The organism is Thiohalobacter thiocyanaticus, assembly GCF_002356355.1.
GTDB classification, from domain to species: domain Bacteria; phylum Pseudomonadota; class Gammaproteobacteria; order Thiohalobacterales; family Thiohalobacteraceae; genus Thiohalobacter; species Thiohalobacter thiocyanaticus_A.
On the sequence record NZ_AP018052.1, the window covers coordinates 1,470,843 to 1,485,682 of the forward strand.

Annotated in this window: 14 protein-coding genes and 1 tRNA gene; 5 read left to right on the plus strand and 10 right to left on the minus strand. The window is 60.2% G+C overall.

The window, feature by feature from the left end:
* From CFK21_RS06770 to CFK21_RS06785, 4 genes are read right to left on the minus strand one after another with little or no spacing between them, the layout of a single operon-like run.
* The gene (locus CFK21_RS06770) at positions 1–1,314 is read right to left on the minus strand and encodes a PP2C family serine/threonine-protein phosphatase (protein ID WP_096365948.1); all 1,314 of its coding nucleotides are present in this window, start codon (positions 1,312–1,314) and stop codon (positions 1–3) included.
* Positions 1,311–2,396 (minus strand): protein phosphatase 2C domain-containing protein, encoded by a 1,086-nt coding sequence (locus CFK21_RS06775; RefSeq protein ID WP_096365949.1) that lies wholly within the window; start codon positions 2,394–2,396, stop codon positions 1,311–1,313. The genes CFK21_RS06770 and CFK21_RS06775 overlap by 4 nt, the downstream gene beginning before the upstream one ends.
* A complete protein-coding gene (locus CFK21_RS06780) occupies positions 2,393–3,718 on the minus strand; it encodes a hypothetical protein (RefSeq protein ID WP_096365950.1) in 1,326 nt (441 codons plus the stop codon). Before CFK21_RS06780 ends, CFK21_RS06775 begins: the two co-directional genes overlap by 4 nt.
* Before the next feature lie 3 nt (positions 3,719–3,721).
* Positions 3,722–4,738 (minus strand): PP2C family serine/threonine-protein phosphatase, encoded by a 1,017-nt coding sequence (locus tag CFK21_RS06785; protein WP_096365951.1) that lies wholly within the window; start codon positions 4,736–4,738, stop codon positions 3,722–3,724.
* 206 nt (positions 4,739–4,944) lie between these two features.
* Here CFK21_RS06785 and CFK21_RS06790 point away from each other — a divergent pair, with 206 nt between their 5' ends.
* Entirely contained in the window at positions 4,945–5,781 is an 837-nt protein-coding gene (locus CFK21_RS06790; RefSeq protein ID WP_157745465.1) for a hypothetical protein, read from the plus strand.
* Positions 5,782–5,803: 22 nt separating this feature from the next.
* Here CFK21_RS06790 and CFK21_RS06795 read toward each other — a convergent pair whose 3' ends face one another.
* Both CFK21_RS06795 and CFK21_RS06800 read right to left on the minus strand, forming a co-directional pair.
* Positions 5,804–6,838: a DUF4236 domain-containing protein gene (locus CFK21_RS06795; RefSeq protein WP_096365953.1), complete on the minus strand. Its 1,035-nt coding sequence runs from the start codon at positions 6,836–6,838 to the stop codon at positions 5,804–5,806.
* 23 nt (positions 6,839–6,861) lie between these two features.
* The gene (locus CFK21_RS06800; RefSeq protein ID WP_096365954.1) at positions 6,862–7,746 is read right to left on the minus strand and encodes a hypothetical protein; all 885 of its coding nucleotides are present in this window, start codon (positions 7,744–7,746) and stop codon (positions 6,862–6,864) included.
* 401 nt (positions 7,747–8,147) lie between these two features.
* Here CFK21_RS06800 and CFK21_RS06805 point away from each other — a divergent pair, with 401 nt between their 5' ends.
* Positions 8,148–9,368 carry a tyrosine-type recombinase/integrase gene (locus CFK21_RS06805; RefSeq protein ID WP_096365955.1) on the plus strand — a complete coding sequence of 407 codons (1,221 nt, stop codon included), beginning with the start codon at positions 8,148–8,150 and terminating at the stop codon, positions 9,366–9,368.
* A gap of 4 nt (positions 9,369–9,372) precedes the next feature.
* Here CFK21_RS06805 and CFK21_RS06810 read toward each other — a convergent pair.
* Positions 9,373–9,449 (minus strand) — tRNA-Arg (locus CFK21_RS06810).
* A gap of 106 nt (positions 9,450–9,555) precedes the next feature.
* A complete protein-coding gene (locus CFK21_RS06815) occupies positions 9,556–9,759 on the minus strand; it encodes a hypothetical protein (protein WP_096365956.1) in 204 nt (67 codons plus the stop codon).
* 189 nt (positions 9,760–9,948) lie between these two features.
* Between CFK21_RS06815 and CFK21_RS06820 the strand changes: the two genes are divergently transcribed.
* Entirely contained in the window at positions 9,949–10,998 is a 1,050-nt protein-coding gene (locus CFK21_RS06820; protein ID WP_096365957.1) for a zinc-binding metallopeptidase family protein, read from the plus strand.
* Between the two features lie 15 nt (positions 10,999–11,013).
* On the opposite strand, the gene CFK21_RS06825 is transcribed toward CFK21_RS06820, so the two are convergent.
* Positions 11,014–11,751 carry a peptidase gene (locus CFK21_RS06825; RefSeq protein WP_096365958.1) on the minus strand — a complete coding sequence of 246 codons (738 nt, stop codon included), beginning with the start codon at positions 11,749–11,751 and terminating at the stop codon, positions 11,014–11,016.
* Positions 11,752–11,877: 126 nt separating this feature from the next.
* Here CFK21_RS06825 and CFK21_RS06830 point away from each other — a divergent pair, with 126 nt between their 5' ends.
* Together CFK21_RS06830 and CFK21_RS06835 are read left to right on the plus strand one after the other, a co-directional pair.
* Positions 11,878–13,335: a circularly permuted type 2 ATP-grasp protein gene (locus tag CFK21_RS06830; protein WP_096365959.1), complete on the plus strand. Its 1,458-nt coding sequence runs from the start codon at positions 11,878–11,880 to the stop codon at positions 13,333–13,335.
* Between the two features lie 2 nt (positions 13,336–13,337).
* Entirely contained in the window at positions 13,338–14,258 is a 921-nt protein-coding gene (locus CFK21_RS06835; RefSeq protein ID WP_096367529.1) for an alpha-E domain-containing protein, read from the plus strand.
* 50 nt (positions 14,259–14,308) lie between these two features.
* Here the strand turns inward: CFK21_RS06835 and CFK21_RS06840 are convergent, their stop codons facing one another.
* Positions 14,309–14,728 carry an NUDIX domain-containing protein gene (locus CFK21_RS06840; protein WP_096365960.1) on the minus strand — a complete coding sequence of 140 codons (420 nt, stop codon included), beginning with the start codon at positions 14,726–14,728 and terminating at the stop codon, positions 14,309–14,311.
* Between the last annotated feature and the right edge of the window lie 112 nt (positions 14,729–14,840).

Sequence of the window (14,840 nt, forward strand, 5' to 3'; positions counted from 1 at the left end):
TCACTCACTGTGCTTCCGGTCATGGGTCCTGTATTCGAACCGGAGGGCCTTGCGGCGTTCGAACCGTTTTATCACCCACAGCTTTACCCCTTCGTCACCGTCCACCTGGATGAGCGCGCGCCAATCAAATAGACCAGCAACGCGGATATCATCCCGGTATTCCTCGGGTAGACCCTGCGTGAGCACATAGGCCGTCTCGCCGTCCTGCCAGACATCCAGCGTCCCGACGATAGGCCAAGGGTCAGGCGCAGGGCGCAGGGCGACCATCGTGATGTTGTCGGTCAGGTTCTGCCTGCTGACCAGCTCGGTGCCGATGGCCTCCATTGATTCTCCGGCGCGGAGGCGTTCGGCGATCTCCCGATAAGCGGCGTGGCGCTCCTCCAGGTTTCCCGCGTTGTGGACCCCGTCGGTGACGCCCAGGATCAGGCTGTCCTGTGGGACGTTGAAATCCTGCAACTCCGGCTCGCGAAATAACAAGCCATCGAGTTCCGTATCACCCAGGGCGCGGGTCATGGCAAGGCCATACCCGTAATCCCCGCCTCCGTTCATCAGATATTGATCACCGATATAGGCGCGACACAGGATACTGTCGTAATCATTTCTTTCATGCGCTTCATCGATTTGTGCCTGAATACGCTCCCGATCCGCTATACATGTCTGCACCGAGTGATCGGGCGTGACCCGCAACTCCCCCTCGGGAGAGAGGATCGCGATGGACGAATCCCCAAGCTGGGCAGTAAATATCAGCAATCCGTTCTCTTCCGTTATGACATAGGCCAGGGAAAGTGTCGAACCTGTTCGATGGCTTTTCTTAAAATCCGATTGCAACTGAGTCACGGTATCTCGAAGCGCGTCATGAATGTCCCGATACGGATCCAATCTGATGGCTTTTTCACGCTGCTGTTTGATGCGTTTATCGACCAGATTGTCCCGGGCAACTTGGTCCAGGATGGCTCGCTTACCCGCCTCGTCCGCCTCTTCATATCCCGTGAATCCCAAATCCATATCGAGATAATCGGGATCCCTACCTTTAATCCACGCTTCAATCTCATCAGGCCCCAACGCTGCCTCGATCTTTTCTCGCCGCGCCTGATGCGCGGAAAGCTGCAAAGGCAACTTCCGGATAAGCGCCATCCGGAAATAATGGGCGAGCCGGCTTGCAGCAAAATCGGCAACATAGCTTCCGCCATGCCCATCAAGCACTGCCAACAGGTAGCCATCCTCCACCGGCTGCGCCACCCAGCGGTCCTCCTGGCTGTGACGCTGGTTGGTGGCCTGATATACGGCTAGAGTGAGCCAGTCGAGTGTGTTCATGTGTTACCTCGGATGTGGCAGGCATCGTGCAGTGCCACGATCGTGATGTTGTCATCATGATCCGGCCGCTGCGCCAGCTCATCTCCGATGGCCTGGGCGCGCTCACCTGCCACCAGGCGCTGCGCGATCTCCCGATACACGCCATGGCGCGCCTCCACCGTGTCGGCGACATGCACGCCATCCGTCACGCCCAGGATCAGGCTGCCTCGTGGGGCGCTGAATCCCTGCACGTCAGGCTCGCGGATCAGCAAACCCTCGAGCTCCTTGTCTCCCAGGGCGCGGGTCATGGCCAGCCCGACACCCAGATCGCCGGTGTCATTCATCAGGTATGCTGGCGCCATAGCCGGCGTGAAATGGGCGCGATAAAAGACACTCCTGTGGTCTTCCACAAAATGCGCCCTGTCGATTTCATTCTGAATTGCCGCACGATCCGACTCGCAGGTATGCACCGAATGATCCGCCGTCACATGCAATTCGTCTTCGGGCGTCAGGATGACGATGGCGGAATCTCCGAGCTGCGCCGTATGGATGTGCAGGGCATCCTCAGTCGGATAAACGTAGGCCATGGAGAGCGTCGATCCCGCGGTGGAATCACCGAAATCCTCAACCAGCTGGGTGACCGTGGCCCGCAGTGAATCGTCGATCGTCGATTTTCCCCTGTGCTCCGCCAGCGCGTAATCCGCCATGTAGTCCTGCGCAAGTTGATTGATTTGATCCCGTTTTTCGTTGTCATCCGCTGTCGCCGTATCGAGCCCCATTTCCCAAAGATCAAACTCGAAGGACGGGGAGCCCCTTTCCGCAATCCACGCCTGAATAGCCTCCGGCGTCAGCCCGGCCAGGAATTCCTCACGCCATGCGGCATCAGTCCGCTGCTGGTGGGGCAGCTCACGTTCAAATCCCAGTTGAAAATAATGCGCTAGCCGGTTTGCGGCCTGGTCTGAAACCTCGTCATTGATGTGGCCATCCAGCACTGCCAATAAATACCCGCGGTGAAACGGCTGGGCGACCCAGCGATCTTCCTGGGGCGGTTTCAGGTTGGTCGCTTGATACCCCTCCATGTAGAACCGATCGAATATACTCATGGATCATCTTCCTTGTGCGGATGGTCGTGATAGCGCAGCGCCAGCTTGAGGCGACATGCTCGCGCTTGTCCATCGACGTGCGCGATGTGCGTGACATGATCGCCGCCGTGTATCCCGATGATCGGGACGAAGAACGTGATCGCCTCGATACGCTTGCGCATCTCGTCCGGGAGGTCGGCCAGGAGGACATAGTGATCCCTATTCGGCGCCGTCCAGACATCCACCTCCAGATCAACAGGGCGGTCGTCTTCGGCTTGGCGATACGCCACGATAGTGAGGTTATCCCCGCTTCCTTCGCGCTCGAGCAGGGATTGGCCAATCGCCTGCGCGGACTCACCGGCAAGCAGATGCTGCGTGATCTCCCGGTAAATCCATTCCGGCTTCCCACCCTTGGCCGCATCCCCGACAAGCACACCATCGGTCACGCCAACCACCAGGGAATCGAGGGGCACGATGTGATCCGTCAGTTCCGGCTCACGGATCAATAAACCGTCCCACATCGTATCCCCGATCGCGCGGGTGACGCTCAATCCCCTCGAGGACCCCATGGTCACGCCGGCCCAGACACGACTGTCGCTGAGGGAGCCCCAGCTCAAATCCGGCGGGATATCCCCTGACTCCCCGATGGCCTCGAGCCGGCGTTGGATCTCAGCCCGATCCGCCTCATGCGTCGCAGCGTTATGCGCCGCCGTCGTGATTAACTCACCGTCCGGCGGCTGTATGAGAATCATCGAATCCCCGAGCTGGGCCGTGTGGACGTGGAGCTTGTCGTCTACGACGCGGATATAGGCCAACGACAGGGTCGTACCTATTTCTTTCTTGCCCCGCATATCCTCGATCAACTGCGCGACGGTATCCCGCAGCGCATCATGGATCTCATAGAGCGGGTCCGTATCCTGGCGCTCGCGTCTCAGTTCGCCAAGGCGGCTATACGCATAGTTGCCGCGGATATCATCTTCAGTGGCCGGCACGCTGTCATACACGGGAAATATTTCATCATCCTCTTGACGCTCCCGCGCAACCGCATACCCGGGATGCGCCTCCAGCGCAGCCTTCGTATCGGCATCACTCATCTCCTCACGAATCGCCTGAAACTGCGCTTCATCCGCTTTTTTCTGGATCGGCAGTTCACGACTGAGACCCTGATCGACATACAGCGGGAGTCGGGCGGCGACGTGACCAGAGACGAGCCCAATTCCGTGGCCATCGCATACGCCGAGAAGAAACCCGAGGCTGACAGGCTGAGCGACATAGTAATCCTCCTGAATCGGCCGTCGGCCAATGGTGGAGTAGACGTCCAGTTTGTATTCGTTATGGAGCATTTCTCATGCCTCACCTTCATCGAATTGCACCTTGATGCCGTTTTGGCGCTCCCAGCTGAGCACATCCTGGGGATAGGCCGCATCCGGCACTCCCGGTACCGATGGGACTGCCGACGCGAGTAGAAACTGATTCAGCGATTCGCGTACGGACCGGGGCAGGTCGCTCACCCGCGCGTATTTCATCCCCTGGTGTTCGTGCAGCGGCAGCCTGAGTGATCCGCCGTCCCCATGACGGCAAGCGGTAATGATGGTCAGATTGTCCGAGGTCCGCGGGTCATTGGCATGCTGCCGTCCCAGGTCAGCGGCGCTGCCTCCGGCGGCGACCCGATCGAGCAGATCGGTGTAGTGGGCCTCCAGTGTCTCGGAATCCGTGCTGACCTGAATCCCGTCCGTCGCCAGGATCAGGTTGAACTCGCTCTCTGGGGTGAGCGGATGCGTTTCCACCTCCGGCTCCCGGATCAGGTAGCGGGCGAAATCCCGGTCACCGATTGCTCGTGTCAGCGCCAACGCGGTCCAGGAGGCGAGACGGAGATGCGATGAGTCGATATGCAGCTCACCCCGCATGATCTGGTCCTGATGGGCGGCTTCAATCCGGGCGACATCCTTGGGATTGAGCTCGACATTGTGCGCGGGCGCGATCCAGTCCTCGCCGTCGATCCGCAGCAGAATCGGGCTGTCGCCCAGGACGGCGGTGGTGATCCGGTCATCCTCGATGAAGGCCGCCGAGAGGGTGGTGCCGCCGGTGTCATTCATCCAGACATCCCGCGCACTGGGATAGCGGGCCACCAGCTCGGCGATCACCCGGCGGAAGGCTGCGGTCGGCGGGGTCTCATCCCGATCCAGCTCCTCGAGTGCGCGCTGGAGCAGTCCCGGCAGCGCAAGGGCACAATCCTCGGCAATGCCAGGGCCGCCGTGGCCGTCGAGGACGGCAATCAGGGTGCCGTCGAATAGTGGCGTGACCACGTAGCGGTCTTCCTGGAGCGGGCGCTGGCCCCGGTTTTGGTAGACATGAAATTCCATATGGATTATCGCCTTCGGATTGGGATAGGTGACCGACGCCGCAAGATCGAATCGAGAACACAGGATAATCCAGAGAAAAATATATTAAAATCACTGAAATAAAAATAAAATTATATTTTTACGATATATCTTGATATAATGTTTCGTGGTAATGCGGATATCTCCAGAAATGGGCAAGTAAGTAACCTGAGTGAAGATCTCCTCGCATGAAACCAGGCAGAAAAAAACGAAGCGATATTGATGTGCTTGCTGCCAAGAGCTGGCTCCACGCGCTTGCCTCGGCGAGCGATGCCATTGGTTGTGAATACCACCGGCGTCCTGGAGTCAATTCGCGTGGCATTAATGGCATTACCAATTTCTGTTCCGAAGCGCTGGATGTCCTCGTTCAACCCATCGCTATTTCCATGTACCAGCATGGCAAGCGTTCTCCTGGACCTGACACAGTGGCAGCAATCGACAAGGGACTGCGCCGGCGCAAGTATTCCATGATTGCGGATCTCCTGAAGGTCGGACCGCAGTCGGAGGTAGGTGTTGCCATCCCCTTGTGGCCAGCATTGAGACGGAATACGAAAGCGATCGAAGCAGGCTGGAGGAGGTGGCTCAATTCCCAGGAACCTGCCCACCCCGGGCATGACTTGCTGCACATGCTGCGATCTGAATATGGACGACACTGGAGTACAGTGGATGCCCTGATACGGATCGCCGGCGGTTCCGGTTTTCAGACGTTGGTCCGTGTTGCGGCAGCGCTGTCTCTTGCTGCCTTGCGTGCAGAACCCGTGGAGAAATTGGAAGAACAGACTCCGGAGCGCCACTGGCTCAGCCGGTACGGCATCATCCGACCTGTTGCCGATGGCGCGTTAATGAGCGCCGGAATAGCATTGGATGACCTGGAGAGGGCCGCAATCAACGCGGGACTCCTGTCTGCACCGGACATTCCTGCCCGGCCTGGGCATGATGATTATGCTGATATGAAAGTGGCTTGGGAGGAAGTGGAGAATGAGATCATGGCCAGGGCGTCGGGATTGAGATTCGAATCATTCTGAGGAGGAAAACGAGCATTTTCTGTCATGGGCAGATCCCCAGCCGCTCGGCCACACCGGCATAATCCGGGTTTCCCGCATAGAGCTTTTCCCATTCGCGGCGAGCGCGTGACTTGTGGCCCAGTTCGGCATAGACCTCAGCCCGCTCAAAGCGCAGCGCTTGCAGAAGGTCCTCCGGCCGGTCCTTCTTGCGCCGCAGGGCCAGAGTGAGGGCATCCCGGGCGGGTGTTAGCATGCCCAGGCCACGCAGGGCGCGGGCCTTGTACAGCAGCAGGGTGGCATGCAGTTCGGATTCATTGTCGATGCCCTGCGCCAGCTTGACGACCCGGTGACCGGTTTTGCGATCATCCGCGTCGCGCTCCAGCAGCAGTTCGGCCAGCGACAGGCGGGCAACGATATCCTCGGGGTCCTTGCGGCGTAGTTGCTCCAGCCAGGCGATGGCGGCTTCGATCTCGCCCCTGCCCTGATGGGCCTCGGCCAGCCCCAGCCAGACGCCGCGCCGGTTTGGGCCAAGGTGCGCGGTGACCTCCTCGGTGATGGGCAGGCTCAATGTGGCGGCCATGCCGTACTTGGCGAAATAGCGTCCGAGTCGTGAGCTGTTCTCAACGGCCTGGTTGAGCCAGGCGATGGCGTTATCAAAGTTCTTGTGCTTCAGCGCGAGAAAACCGGCCAGGAAAGCCCCGTCGGCCAGCGAGGTGGCCTGGCGGAGATGCTTCAGGGCGGCCGCCTCGTCACCCAGAGCCAGGGCGCGGCAGCCGTCGACCAGCGCCTCCTCGCCGGCTGGGGTGAACAGGCGCTGGAAGAAGTTCAGGTCCAGCCGGTCACGGGCCGGGACGCTCGGCGGTGGGGCAGGGCGGTTGCGCTGCCGTCCGCTACCCTGGTGCATCTGGCTGGTGTAAAACAGCCCGGTGCCCGGCAGACCCGCTGTCGTGCGTTTACCGCGGGGCCCGACGGTGAATTTCGCGCCCCGCGGACCGAAGGAAAGCGAGCCGCCTGACTTGCTCAGGTTGAGCGTTATGCCGGGTAGCAACTGTATGCGTCGCCAGAATCGAAAACCCATGGGATTCCTTGTCTGCTGTGCCGCTAGTTCTTCAACGTGTTGGATTGAGTGTGCCTCCGGCCACCATGGGGATGGTACCGTTTGTACTGTTCGCTTAGCCAGAACCAGGCATCTGCGCGCCTTATTATTCCGGTAAGCTGGTCAGGATCGCTGAGGATTTCGCTGTGAAGATCTTCTCGCGCCTGGGCCAGACTTCTGGGTAGGGTATCTTTAGCGTCCAGCCATTTCAGCAGGCGTTTGGCGTCCATATCCCGTTTGGCCTGATCAGGCAAATGGCTGTACAGCCACGGGCGATATTGTTCGAGCCATTGGCCGAGTGGCTGGTTGCCTGCGATCGCTGATTCCCAGTGATCGTTTTCTTTTGCGTGTCTTTTCTGCCTCTGTAACTTCATGCGAGCATCGAGGTTGTTGATACGTCTCCCTCCAGCATCGATGTTGTCATGGTGCTCGGGCAGTGCGCAGTAGACCACTCTACGCGCTGCCCGATAGGCGCTATCGTTATGCTGGGGGTCATGTTCCGGGCAGTATTTTCGATTACGCAGGGCGGGCCTCCAGCACAAGTCGCAATAGGGGTTGGCACGTGAGGCTCGAGTGCGCTGTGTTCTTGCGTAGCCGGGCATCTCGATGAGTAGCTCCCCGATGCATGTCGACATCCAGTCTTCCGATTTTCTCTGTATCTCCACTCCCAGCTTTCTCAAGTCACTCCATGACAGCGCAAATGGTCTCAGGCGCTGCGGTATTCCAAGCCCCGGGCGCAGGGGATGGACATGGCGCGTCAGTAACTTTCGCGCCTTGGTTGGAACGAATGCAGCATCCGCGGCTTCCATTTTTATCAAGCCGATCGCCCCGACCAGGTCATCCGGCCAGTTCGCATGTTCCAGCAGTTGCAGATCAATGTTGAATCCCATTTATGACCACCTGAAGTCAAGTATCCGAAAAAATATATATATTTGATATTAATATAATTAAAACCCAAACGATAAATCAAGACAAGCACGGACAAATGATGTGCCGTGTTTGAGTGAAATGTTTGGAAATCTTCTGAATTACAGGTGGTTAGCATGAAATCTGACGGTGGTGATACGGGTCATATCAAGCCCTGCCTCATCCGCGCCTGTCGGGCGCCGGCGTACTTCGACATGGGTGAGACCCTGTTCAATCGATACATCAAGCCCCTGATCCCGACGGACATCCGGTTCGGCGAGCGGGGGGTGTTCTACAGAAAGGTTGATTTGGACTGGGCACTCGAGGAGTATTTGAGGCGCAGCGGACAGTCCGGTCACGACCGCAATATTCCCATGGAGGAAACATGCGAAAGTATCCCGGATTGTCAAAACGCAGTAACTCCCCGTACTGGCAGATCAACAAAACAGTCAAGTACCGGAGGAAGAAAGTTGTCATACGCGAAAGCACGGGCTGCGAGAATTACGAACTAGCCCTGCAATACTGTCAGAAACGTGAACAGGAGGAACTCGAGCGTCTCATACACGGGTTACGCTACCCATTCACGGTTGAAGATGCCGCAGCCAAGCTGATGAGCATCGATGGCCGGAATAACCAGTCGGATGTCTATCACTGTGACATGCTGGTCGCGGCACTCGGACACGTTCCGTTGGCCGAGATGCACAATGACCACCCGGATCTGGCGGCGTTCAGGCAGGCGCGGTTGAAGACCTGCAAGAACAACACCGTCAATCGATCCCTGGAGGTGCTTCGACACATGCTGAACCTGGCCGCTTACGAGTGGAAGGACAACGGCATGAGCTGGATCCAGCATCCGCCGAGGATCAAGCTGCTGCCGCGACGGCCGGGTCGCTTCGGCGATGTTACCAAGGGCGAGTCCGGAGGCTACCCGCTGACGCACCAGCAGCAGCGGGAGATGTTTCGGCGCCTGCCCATGCACGCCTACCTGGTGGCCTGGTTCATCACCATGACAGGGTGCCGCGAGCATGAGGTTCTGCCTGAGCGGGATGCCAAGGGAGAACTGATTGGCGGGTTACGCTGGCAGTACGAGGTCAAGCTGCCCAATGGCTGGTCGGTGTTCGATTTGCCGATGAGCAAGAATGGCCGGCCGCGGCGGATCTTCCTCAACAGTGTGGCACGTGAAATCGTGGAGACGGTCCGCGGCGATCATCCCGAGTTTGTCTTTGTCTTCCGGGGCAGGACCGACAAGGGGGGCATTGCCAAGCCGTTCACCAAGCTCAACAACACGGCCTGGAAACGGGCACGGCAGGAAGTGGGTTTGGAGCACTGTCGCGGGGAGAATATGCACCTGAGGGTGCACGATCTACGTCATACCTTTGCCACCCGTTTGCGCGAGGCGGGCGTGTCCCGCGAGGATCGCAAGGACCTGCTCGGTCATGTCAATCATGACATCACCACGCACTACTCGGCGGCGGAGACGATGACCATGGTCGGCATGGTGGAGAGACTGGTGGAATCGGCCGAGAAACCGGCGCTCTATCTGGTTCACAACACACACAGCACACAGTCGGAAAATCGCGATGTCACTGGTGCTGCAAGTGCTTGAAAGATGGCGCGCCCGGAAGGATTCGAACCTCCGACCGCCTGGTTCGTAGCCAGGTACTCTATCCAGCTGAGCTACGGGCGCGTTGAAGGCGGGAATTATCCGGAAAAAGACGGCCGAGTGCAAGCCGGTCGGGGCGGGGGAAAGCGGGCGGGGCGGGCAGGGACTGTCCGCCCCGCCTGCCGGGCGCTCAGTGGCTGCGGGTGAAGGTGTATTCGTCGCCGTCGCGCTTGATGTCGATGTCGGCACGGTCGATGTGGAGTTGCTCGCCGTCGCCGATATCCTTGAGCTCGCCGGCACAGGCGACCACGCCCGGGCGGGTCACGCCGCAGTGAACGACTCCCAGTTTGTCGTGCTGAGCGGGTTTCAGGGTCAGGGTTTGCTGTTCGGACATTTGACTTACCTCCTTGCTCGTTGGTGCCTCGAAGCAGGCATGTCTTTACGGGGTCCATTACTCTAAAATGTCATCGAGGATCCTGCCCAGTTCCCTTGGGCAGAACAGGGTTTTGGTTCCCGGGTCGAGGTCGGCAGTCCTGTGCGTCTCATTCAACTCATTGATTAATAAGAGGGAGAGGCTGGCGTTTTGAAGACCTTCGGCTGTGTGTGCGGTAACCGGCTGCACTTCGAGAACAACCGCTGCCTGGTGTGCGAGCGGTCACTGGGCTTTCTGCCCGGACTCGGGGTTCTGACCGCGCTGGAGCCCGCGGCCAGCGGCAACTGGACGGCGCTGGCCGATGGCGGCCTCTACCGCCAGTGCGCGAACTACAGCCGCTACAATGTCTGCAACTGGATGGTGCCGGCGCAGGAGAACAATGCCTTCTGCGTGTCCTGTCGACTCAACCGGGTCATCCCGAATCTCAGCGAGGGCAACAACCTCACCCTCTGGGCCAGGATCGAGACCGCCAAGCGGCGTCTGCTCTATACCCTGCTGCAGCTGGGCCTGCCGGTGGTGGATCGCAGCAGCGATCCACAGCGGGGGCTGGCCTTCAAGTTCATGGAGGATCCCGAGCAGGACAATGAGTTCAGCAATGCCGTTACGCCCCAGCGGCAGGTCATCACGGGGCACAGTACCGGCATCATCACCATCAATATCATGGAGGCAGAGCCCAGCGAACGGGAACGGATGCGCGAGCGCATGAACGAACGCTACCGCACCCTGCTGGGCCATTTCCGGCACGAGATCGGCCATTATTACTGGGAGTTGCTGGTCCGGCGCGGCACCTGGCTGGATGAGTTTCATGCCCTGTTCGGTGATGAGCAGGCGGATTACCACAGCGCGTTGGGACGCTACTACGAGCAGGGGCCGCCGCCGGACTGGCAGCAGGACTATGTCAGCGCCTATGCCAGTGCCCATCCCTGGGAGGACTGGGCCGAGAGTTGGGCCCACTATCTGCATATGACCGATACCCTGGAAACGGCCCAGGACTACGGTTTCCGCATGGGCGCGGACACGGGAGAGCGGTTCGAGGATCTGGTCTCGGACTGGGCCTATCTTGGCGTTGCGCTCAACGCCCTGAACCGCAGCATGGGGCTGGAGGATGCCTATCCCTTCGTGCTCTCGGGCCGGGCGTTGGAGAAGCTGCGCTTCGTGCACCAGGTGGTGCAGGGTCAGTGTGGCGCCGCCTTTGCCTGAGGCGGGGACCGCAGGTCATTTGCCGTCCTCCCAGTCGAAACGCGGCAGCCGGTTAAAGGCGCGTTTGAGGCCCTCGTTCCAGCGTTTCTGCAGCGTCTTGTAGAAGGGCGAGGCCAGCTTGAGGCTCATATGCCGCGGCTCTTCCAGGCTGTCAGCCGTATAGATGGCGAGTTCCATGGGCGGACCGACGGAGATGTTGCTGCGCATGGTCGAGTCCAGCGATACCAGCGCGCAGCGGGCGGCGTCCTCCGGGCTGGTCTCCTGGCCGATGATGCGGTCCAGGATGGGCTTGCCGTACTTGTTCTCGCCGATCTGCAGGTAAGGGGTCTCCGGAGAGGCGCTGATGTAGTTGCCCTGGGGATAGACCAGGTAGATCTCCGGCGCCCGGCCGGCGATCTGGCCGCCCACGATGAAGCTTGCCTCCACATTGATCTTGGATTTTTCCACCGCCTTTTCGTGCAGATGCTGCTCGCGCTGGTTGAGCTTGCCCACATAGTGCGCGATCTCGTACAGGTGCTCAGCCGTGCGCAGATTGAACTCGGCCTCGTCCTCCAGGTGTTTGTTGATCAGGTTGACCACCGCCTGGGTGGTGGCGAGGCTGCCGGCGCTGAGCAGGATGCAGACGCGCTCGCCGGGCCAGACGAAGCGGTGCATCTTGCCGTAGGTGGTGACATAGTCCACTCCCGCGTTGGTGCGCGAGTCGGAGGCAAAGACCAGGCCCTTGTTCACTTTTATCGCAAGACAGTAGGTCACGTGTGCTTTCCTGGTGCAGGGTTGGGGCGGGTTTCGTTCGAATTATCGATACAATCCAACGGGCTTGCAATCGCTGTTTGCAGCGGGTTAATGTGATGCCGATCCCAATCGGAACAGCAGGATGCCATGGCGATACGTTGGGGAAGTTACAAGGTCAAGGGGCTCTATGACGAGCTGATCCGGGCCAGTGGCCGGCCCCGGCCCGCGGCCCAGGCCCTGTGCCAGTATCTGCGCGGTCTCAAGGACCAGGAGATCGAGGAGTACAAGGCCGCTGCCGAACTGGCCATCCACGTAATGGGCATCACCTTCACGGTCTACACCGAGGAGGAGGGTTCCATCGACCGGGCCTGGCCCTTCGATATCATCCCGCGGGTGATCGACAGGCACGAATGGCTCCGGGTGGAGGCCGGCCTCAAGCAGCGCGTGCATGCGCTGAACCTGTTCATCGACGACCTCTACCACAAGCAGCGCATCGTCAAGGACAAGGTCTTTCCCGCCGAACTGCTGGCCGATTCCAAGAACTTCCGCGAACAGTGCATCGGCATCAGGCCGCCGCGCGGCATCTGGGCGCACATCTGCGGCTCGGACCTGGTGCGCGACCGGGACGGCGCCTTCTATGTACTGGAAGACAACCTGCGCGTGCCTTCGGGCGTATCCTATATGCTCGAAAACCGCCTGGTAATGAAGCGCATCTTCCCCGAGTTGTTCGAGCAGTACAGCATCCTGCCGGTGGATGACTATCCCTCCCAACTCTACGACACCCTGGCCTCGCTGTCGCCGCGCCCGGGCGACGCACCCGAGATCGTGGTGCTCACGCCGGGGGTGTACAACTCGGCCTATTTCGAGCATGCCTACCTGGCCCAGCAGATGGGTGCCGAGCTGGTGGAGGGCCGCGACCTGGTGGTGGAGAAGGATGATTGCGTCTACATGCGCACCATCGAGGGCCTGTCCCGGGTGGACGTGATCTACCGCCGCATCGATGATCTGTTCCTCGATCCCGAGGCCTTCGATCCGGATTCCATGCTGGGTGTGCCGGGCCTGATGCGGGCCTGGAAGGCGGGCAAGGTGGCCCTGGCCAACGCCCCCGGCGCCGGCGTGGCCGACGACAAGGTGGTCTACGCCTTCGTCCCCGAAATCATCAAGTATTATCTCGATGAAGATCCGCTGCTGCCCAACGTGCCAACCTACAAGTGCGTCAACAAGGATGAGCGCGACTACGTGGTCAACAACCTGGACAAGCTGGTGGTCAAGCCGGCCAACGAGTCCGGTGGCTACGGCATGCTGATCGGGCCCCAGGCCGATAACGAGGAGCGCGACAAGTTCGCCCGCCTGATCCGGCGTGACCCGCGCAACTATATCGCCCAACCCATGCTGACCCTGTCCACGGCACCGACCCTGGTCGGCAACCGGGTCGAGCCGCGCCACCTGGATCTGCGGCCCTTCATCCTCAGCGGGCAGCAGACCCATGTGACGACAGGCGGATTGACCCGGGTCGCGCTGCGCAAGGGATCCACCGTGGTCAATTCCTCCCAGGGCGGCGGCAGCAAGGATACCTGGATCGTCGACACGGAGGCGTCCTCATGACCATGCTCTCCCGCGTCGCCGAGAACATCTACTGGATGGCGCGCTATATCGAGCGGGCCGAGAATACCGCGCGCCTGATCAACGTCAATACCAATCTGCTGCTCGATCTGCCCAGGCGGGTGCGGCTGGGCTGGGAGCCGATCATCGACATCATGGGTACGCGCGAGGTGTTCAACGCGCACTATCATGAGGCCGACGAGCGCAGCGTGATCCGCTTCCTGATCACCAACCTCAACAACCCCAGTTCCATACTGACCTCGCTCAGTCTGGCGCGGGAAAATGCCCGGACTATCCGTGACATCATTCCGCGCGAGGCCTGGGAGCAGGTCAATCAACTCTATCTCAGTGCCCGCGAGGATGCCGGCCAGTCGCTGGCCCAGCGCAATCGCTATGACTACCTGCGCCGGATCATCCTCGGCGCGCAGACCATCACCGGTCTGCTGGCCGGCACCATGACCCACGACGAGGGCTACGACTTCCTGCGCATGGGGCGCAACCTGGAACGTGCCGACATGACCACCCGCATCATCGACGTGCGTTCCGCCACCCTGCTGCCCGAGACGCATGAGGATCTGACCCCGTTCGAGAACATCCAGTGGATGTCGGTGCTGAAATCGCTCACTGCTTACCAGATGTACCGGCGCACCATGCGTATCCGGGTCCGCCGGCCGGACGTGCTGCGCTTCCTGCTGCAGGAACGACGTTTTCCCCGTGCCTTTGTGCACACCAGCTGCGAGGTGGAGAACTGTCTGCAGAACCTGCCGCATAACGACAAGCCGCTCAAGGCGCTGGGCACGCTGCAGCGCAAGGTGCTGCGGGTGAAGCCGGAGAAGCTGGCGCAGGATGAACTGCATGGTCTGATCGATGACCTGCAGCTGGGGCTGGCGAAGGTGCATCAGCGCATCACTGAGACCTATTTCTGATTCCGGGCTTGTCTGCAGCAGCGGCCTTGCCCCCTGCAGGTGAACTGTCATCATCGGGTGTTGAGAATCCCCTCCGCCCAATCCAATACCCGTAACACCCGCGGGGTGAGCAGGCGCCGCGCCTGCCCGGCCGTGACCCAGCGGTACTCATGGTGTTCGGGCCGCCCGAGTTCGGGGTTGAACCCCAGGGTGATGTGTTCGGTCCCGGTGCGGGCCAGGTAGTAGCGGGCGATCTTCAGCGGCCGGCCGTAGGGCCGGGTCTCGACCCAGGGCTCGCCCCAGTCGAACTGCAGATCGGTGATGCCGCTTTCCTCGTTCACCTCGCGCATGGCAGCGGCCAGCGGGGTCTCGTCCGGCTCCACCTTGCCCTTGGGGAAATCCCAGTAGTTGTAGGCCCGCAGCAGCAGGTACAGCAACTGCTCCGGGGCTTTGCGGACCACGACCACACCGGCGGAGAGATAGGGCTTCATCGGGCGTCCTTGCATTCTTGAAAATGGCCACGGAATACACGGAAAATATGATTGTAAAAAACTGAAGGGGTTCCGCCTGACTTGGGACTCGTCATTCCAGGGCAGGCCGGAA

Coding starts and splice junctions, on each gene's coding strand:
- CFK21_RS06770 (WP_096365948.1), bottom strand. CDS start 1,314: ATGAACACACTCGACTGGCTCACTCTAGCCGTATATCAGGCCACCAAC.
- CFK21_RS06775 (WP_096365949.1), bottom strand. CDS start 2,396: ATGAGTATATTCGATCGGTTCTACATGGAGGGGTATCAAGCGACCAAC.
- CFK21_RS06780 (WP_096365950.1), bottom strand. CDS start 3,718: ATGCTCCATAACGAATACAAACTGGACGTCTACTCCACCATTGGCCGA.
- CFK21_RS06785 (WP_096365951.1), bottom strand. CDS start 4,738: ATGGAATTTCATGTCTACCAAAACCGGGGCCAGCGCCCGCTCCAGGAA.
- CFK21_RS06790 (WP_157745465.1), top strand. CDS start 4,945: ATGAAACCAGGCAGAAAAAAACGAAGCGATATTGATGTGCTTGCTGCC.
- CFK21_RS06795 (WP_096365953.1), bottom strand. CDS start 6,838: ATGGGTTTTCGATTCTGGCGACGCATACAGTTGCTACCCGGCATAACG.
- CFK21_RS06800 (WP_096365954.1), bottom strand. CDS start 7,746: ATGGGATTCAACATTGATCTGCAACTGCTGGAACATGCGAACTGGCCG.
- CFK21_RS06805 (WP_096365955.1), top strand. CDS start 8,148: ATGCGAAAGTATCCCGGATTGTCAAAACGCAGTAACTCCCCGTACTGG.
- CFK21_RS06815 (WP_096365956.1), bottom strand. CDS start 9,759: ATGTCCGAACAGCAAACCCTGACCCTGAAACCCGCTCAGCACGACAAA.
- CFK21_RS06830 (WP_096365959.1), top strand. CDS start 11,878: ATGGCGATACGTTGGGGAAGTTACAAGGTCAAGGGGCTCTATGACGAG.
- CFK21_RS06835 (WP_096367529.1), top strand. CDS start 13,338: ATGCTCTCCCGCGTCGCCGAGAACATCTACTGGATGGCGCGCTATATC.
- CFK21_RS06840 (WP_096365960.1), bottom strand. CDS start 14,728: ATGAAGCCCTATCTCTCCGCCGGTGTGGTCGTGGTCCGCAAAGCCCCG.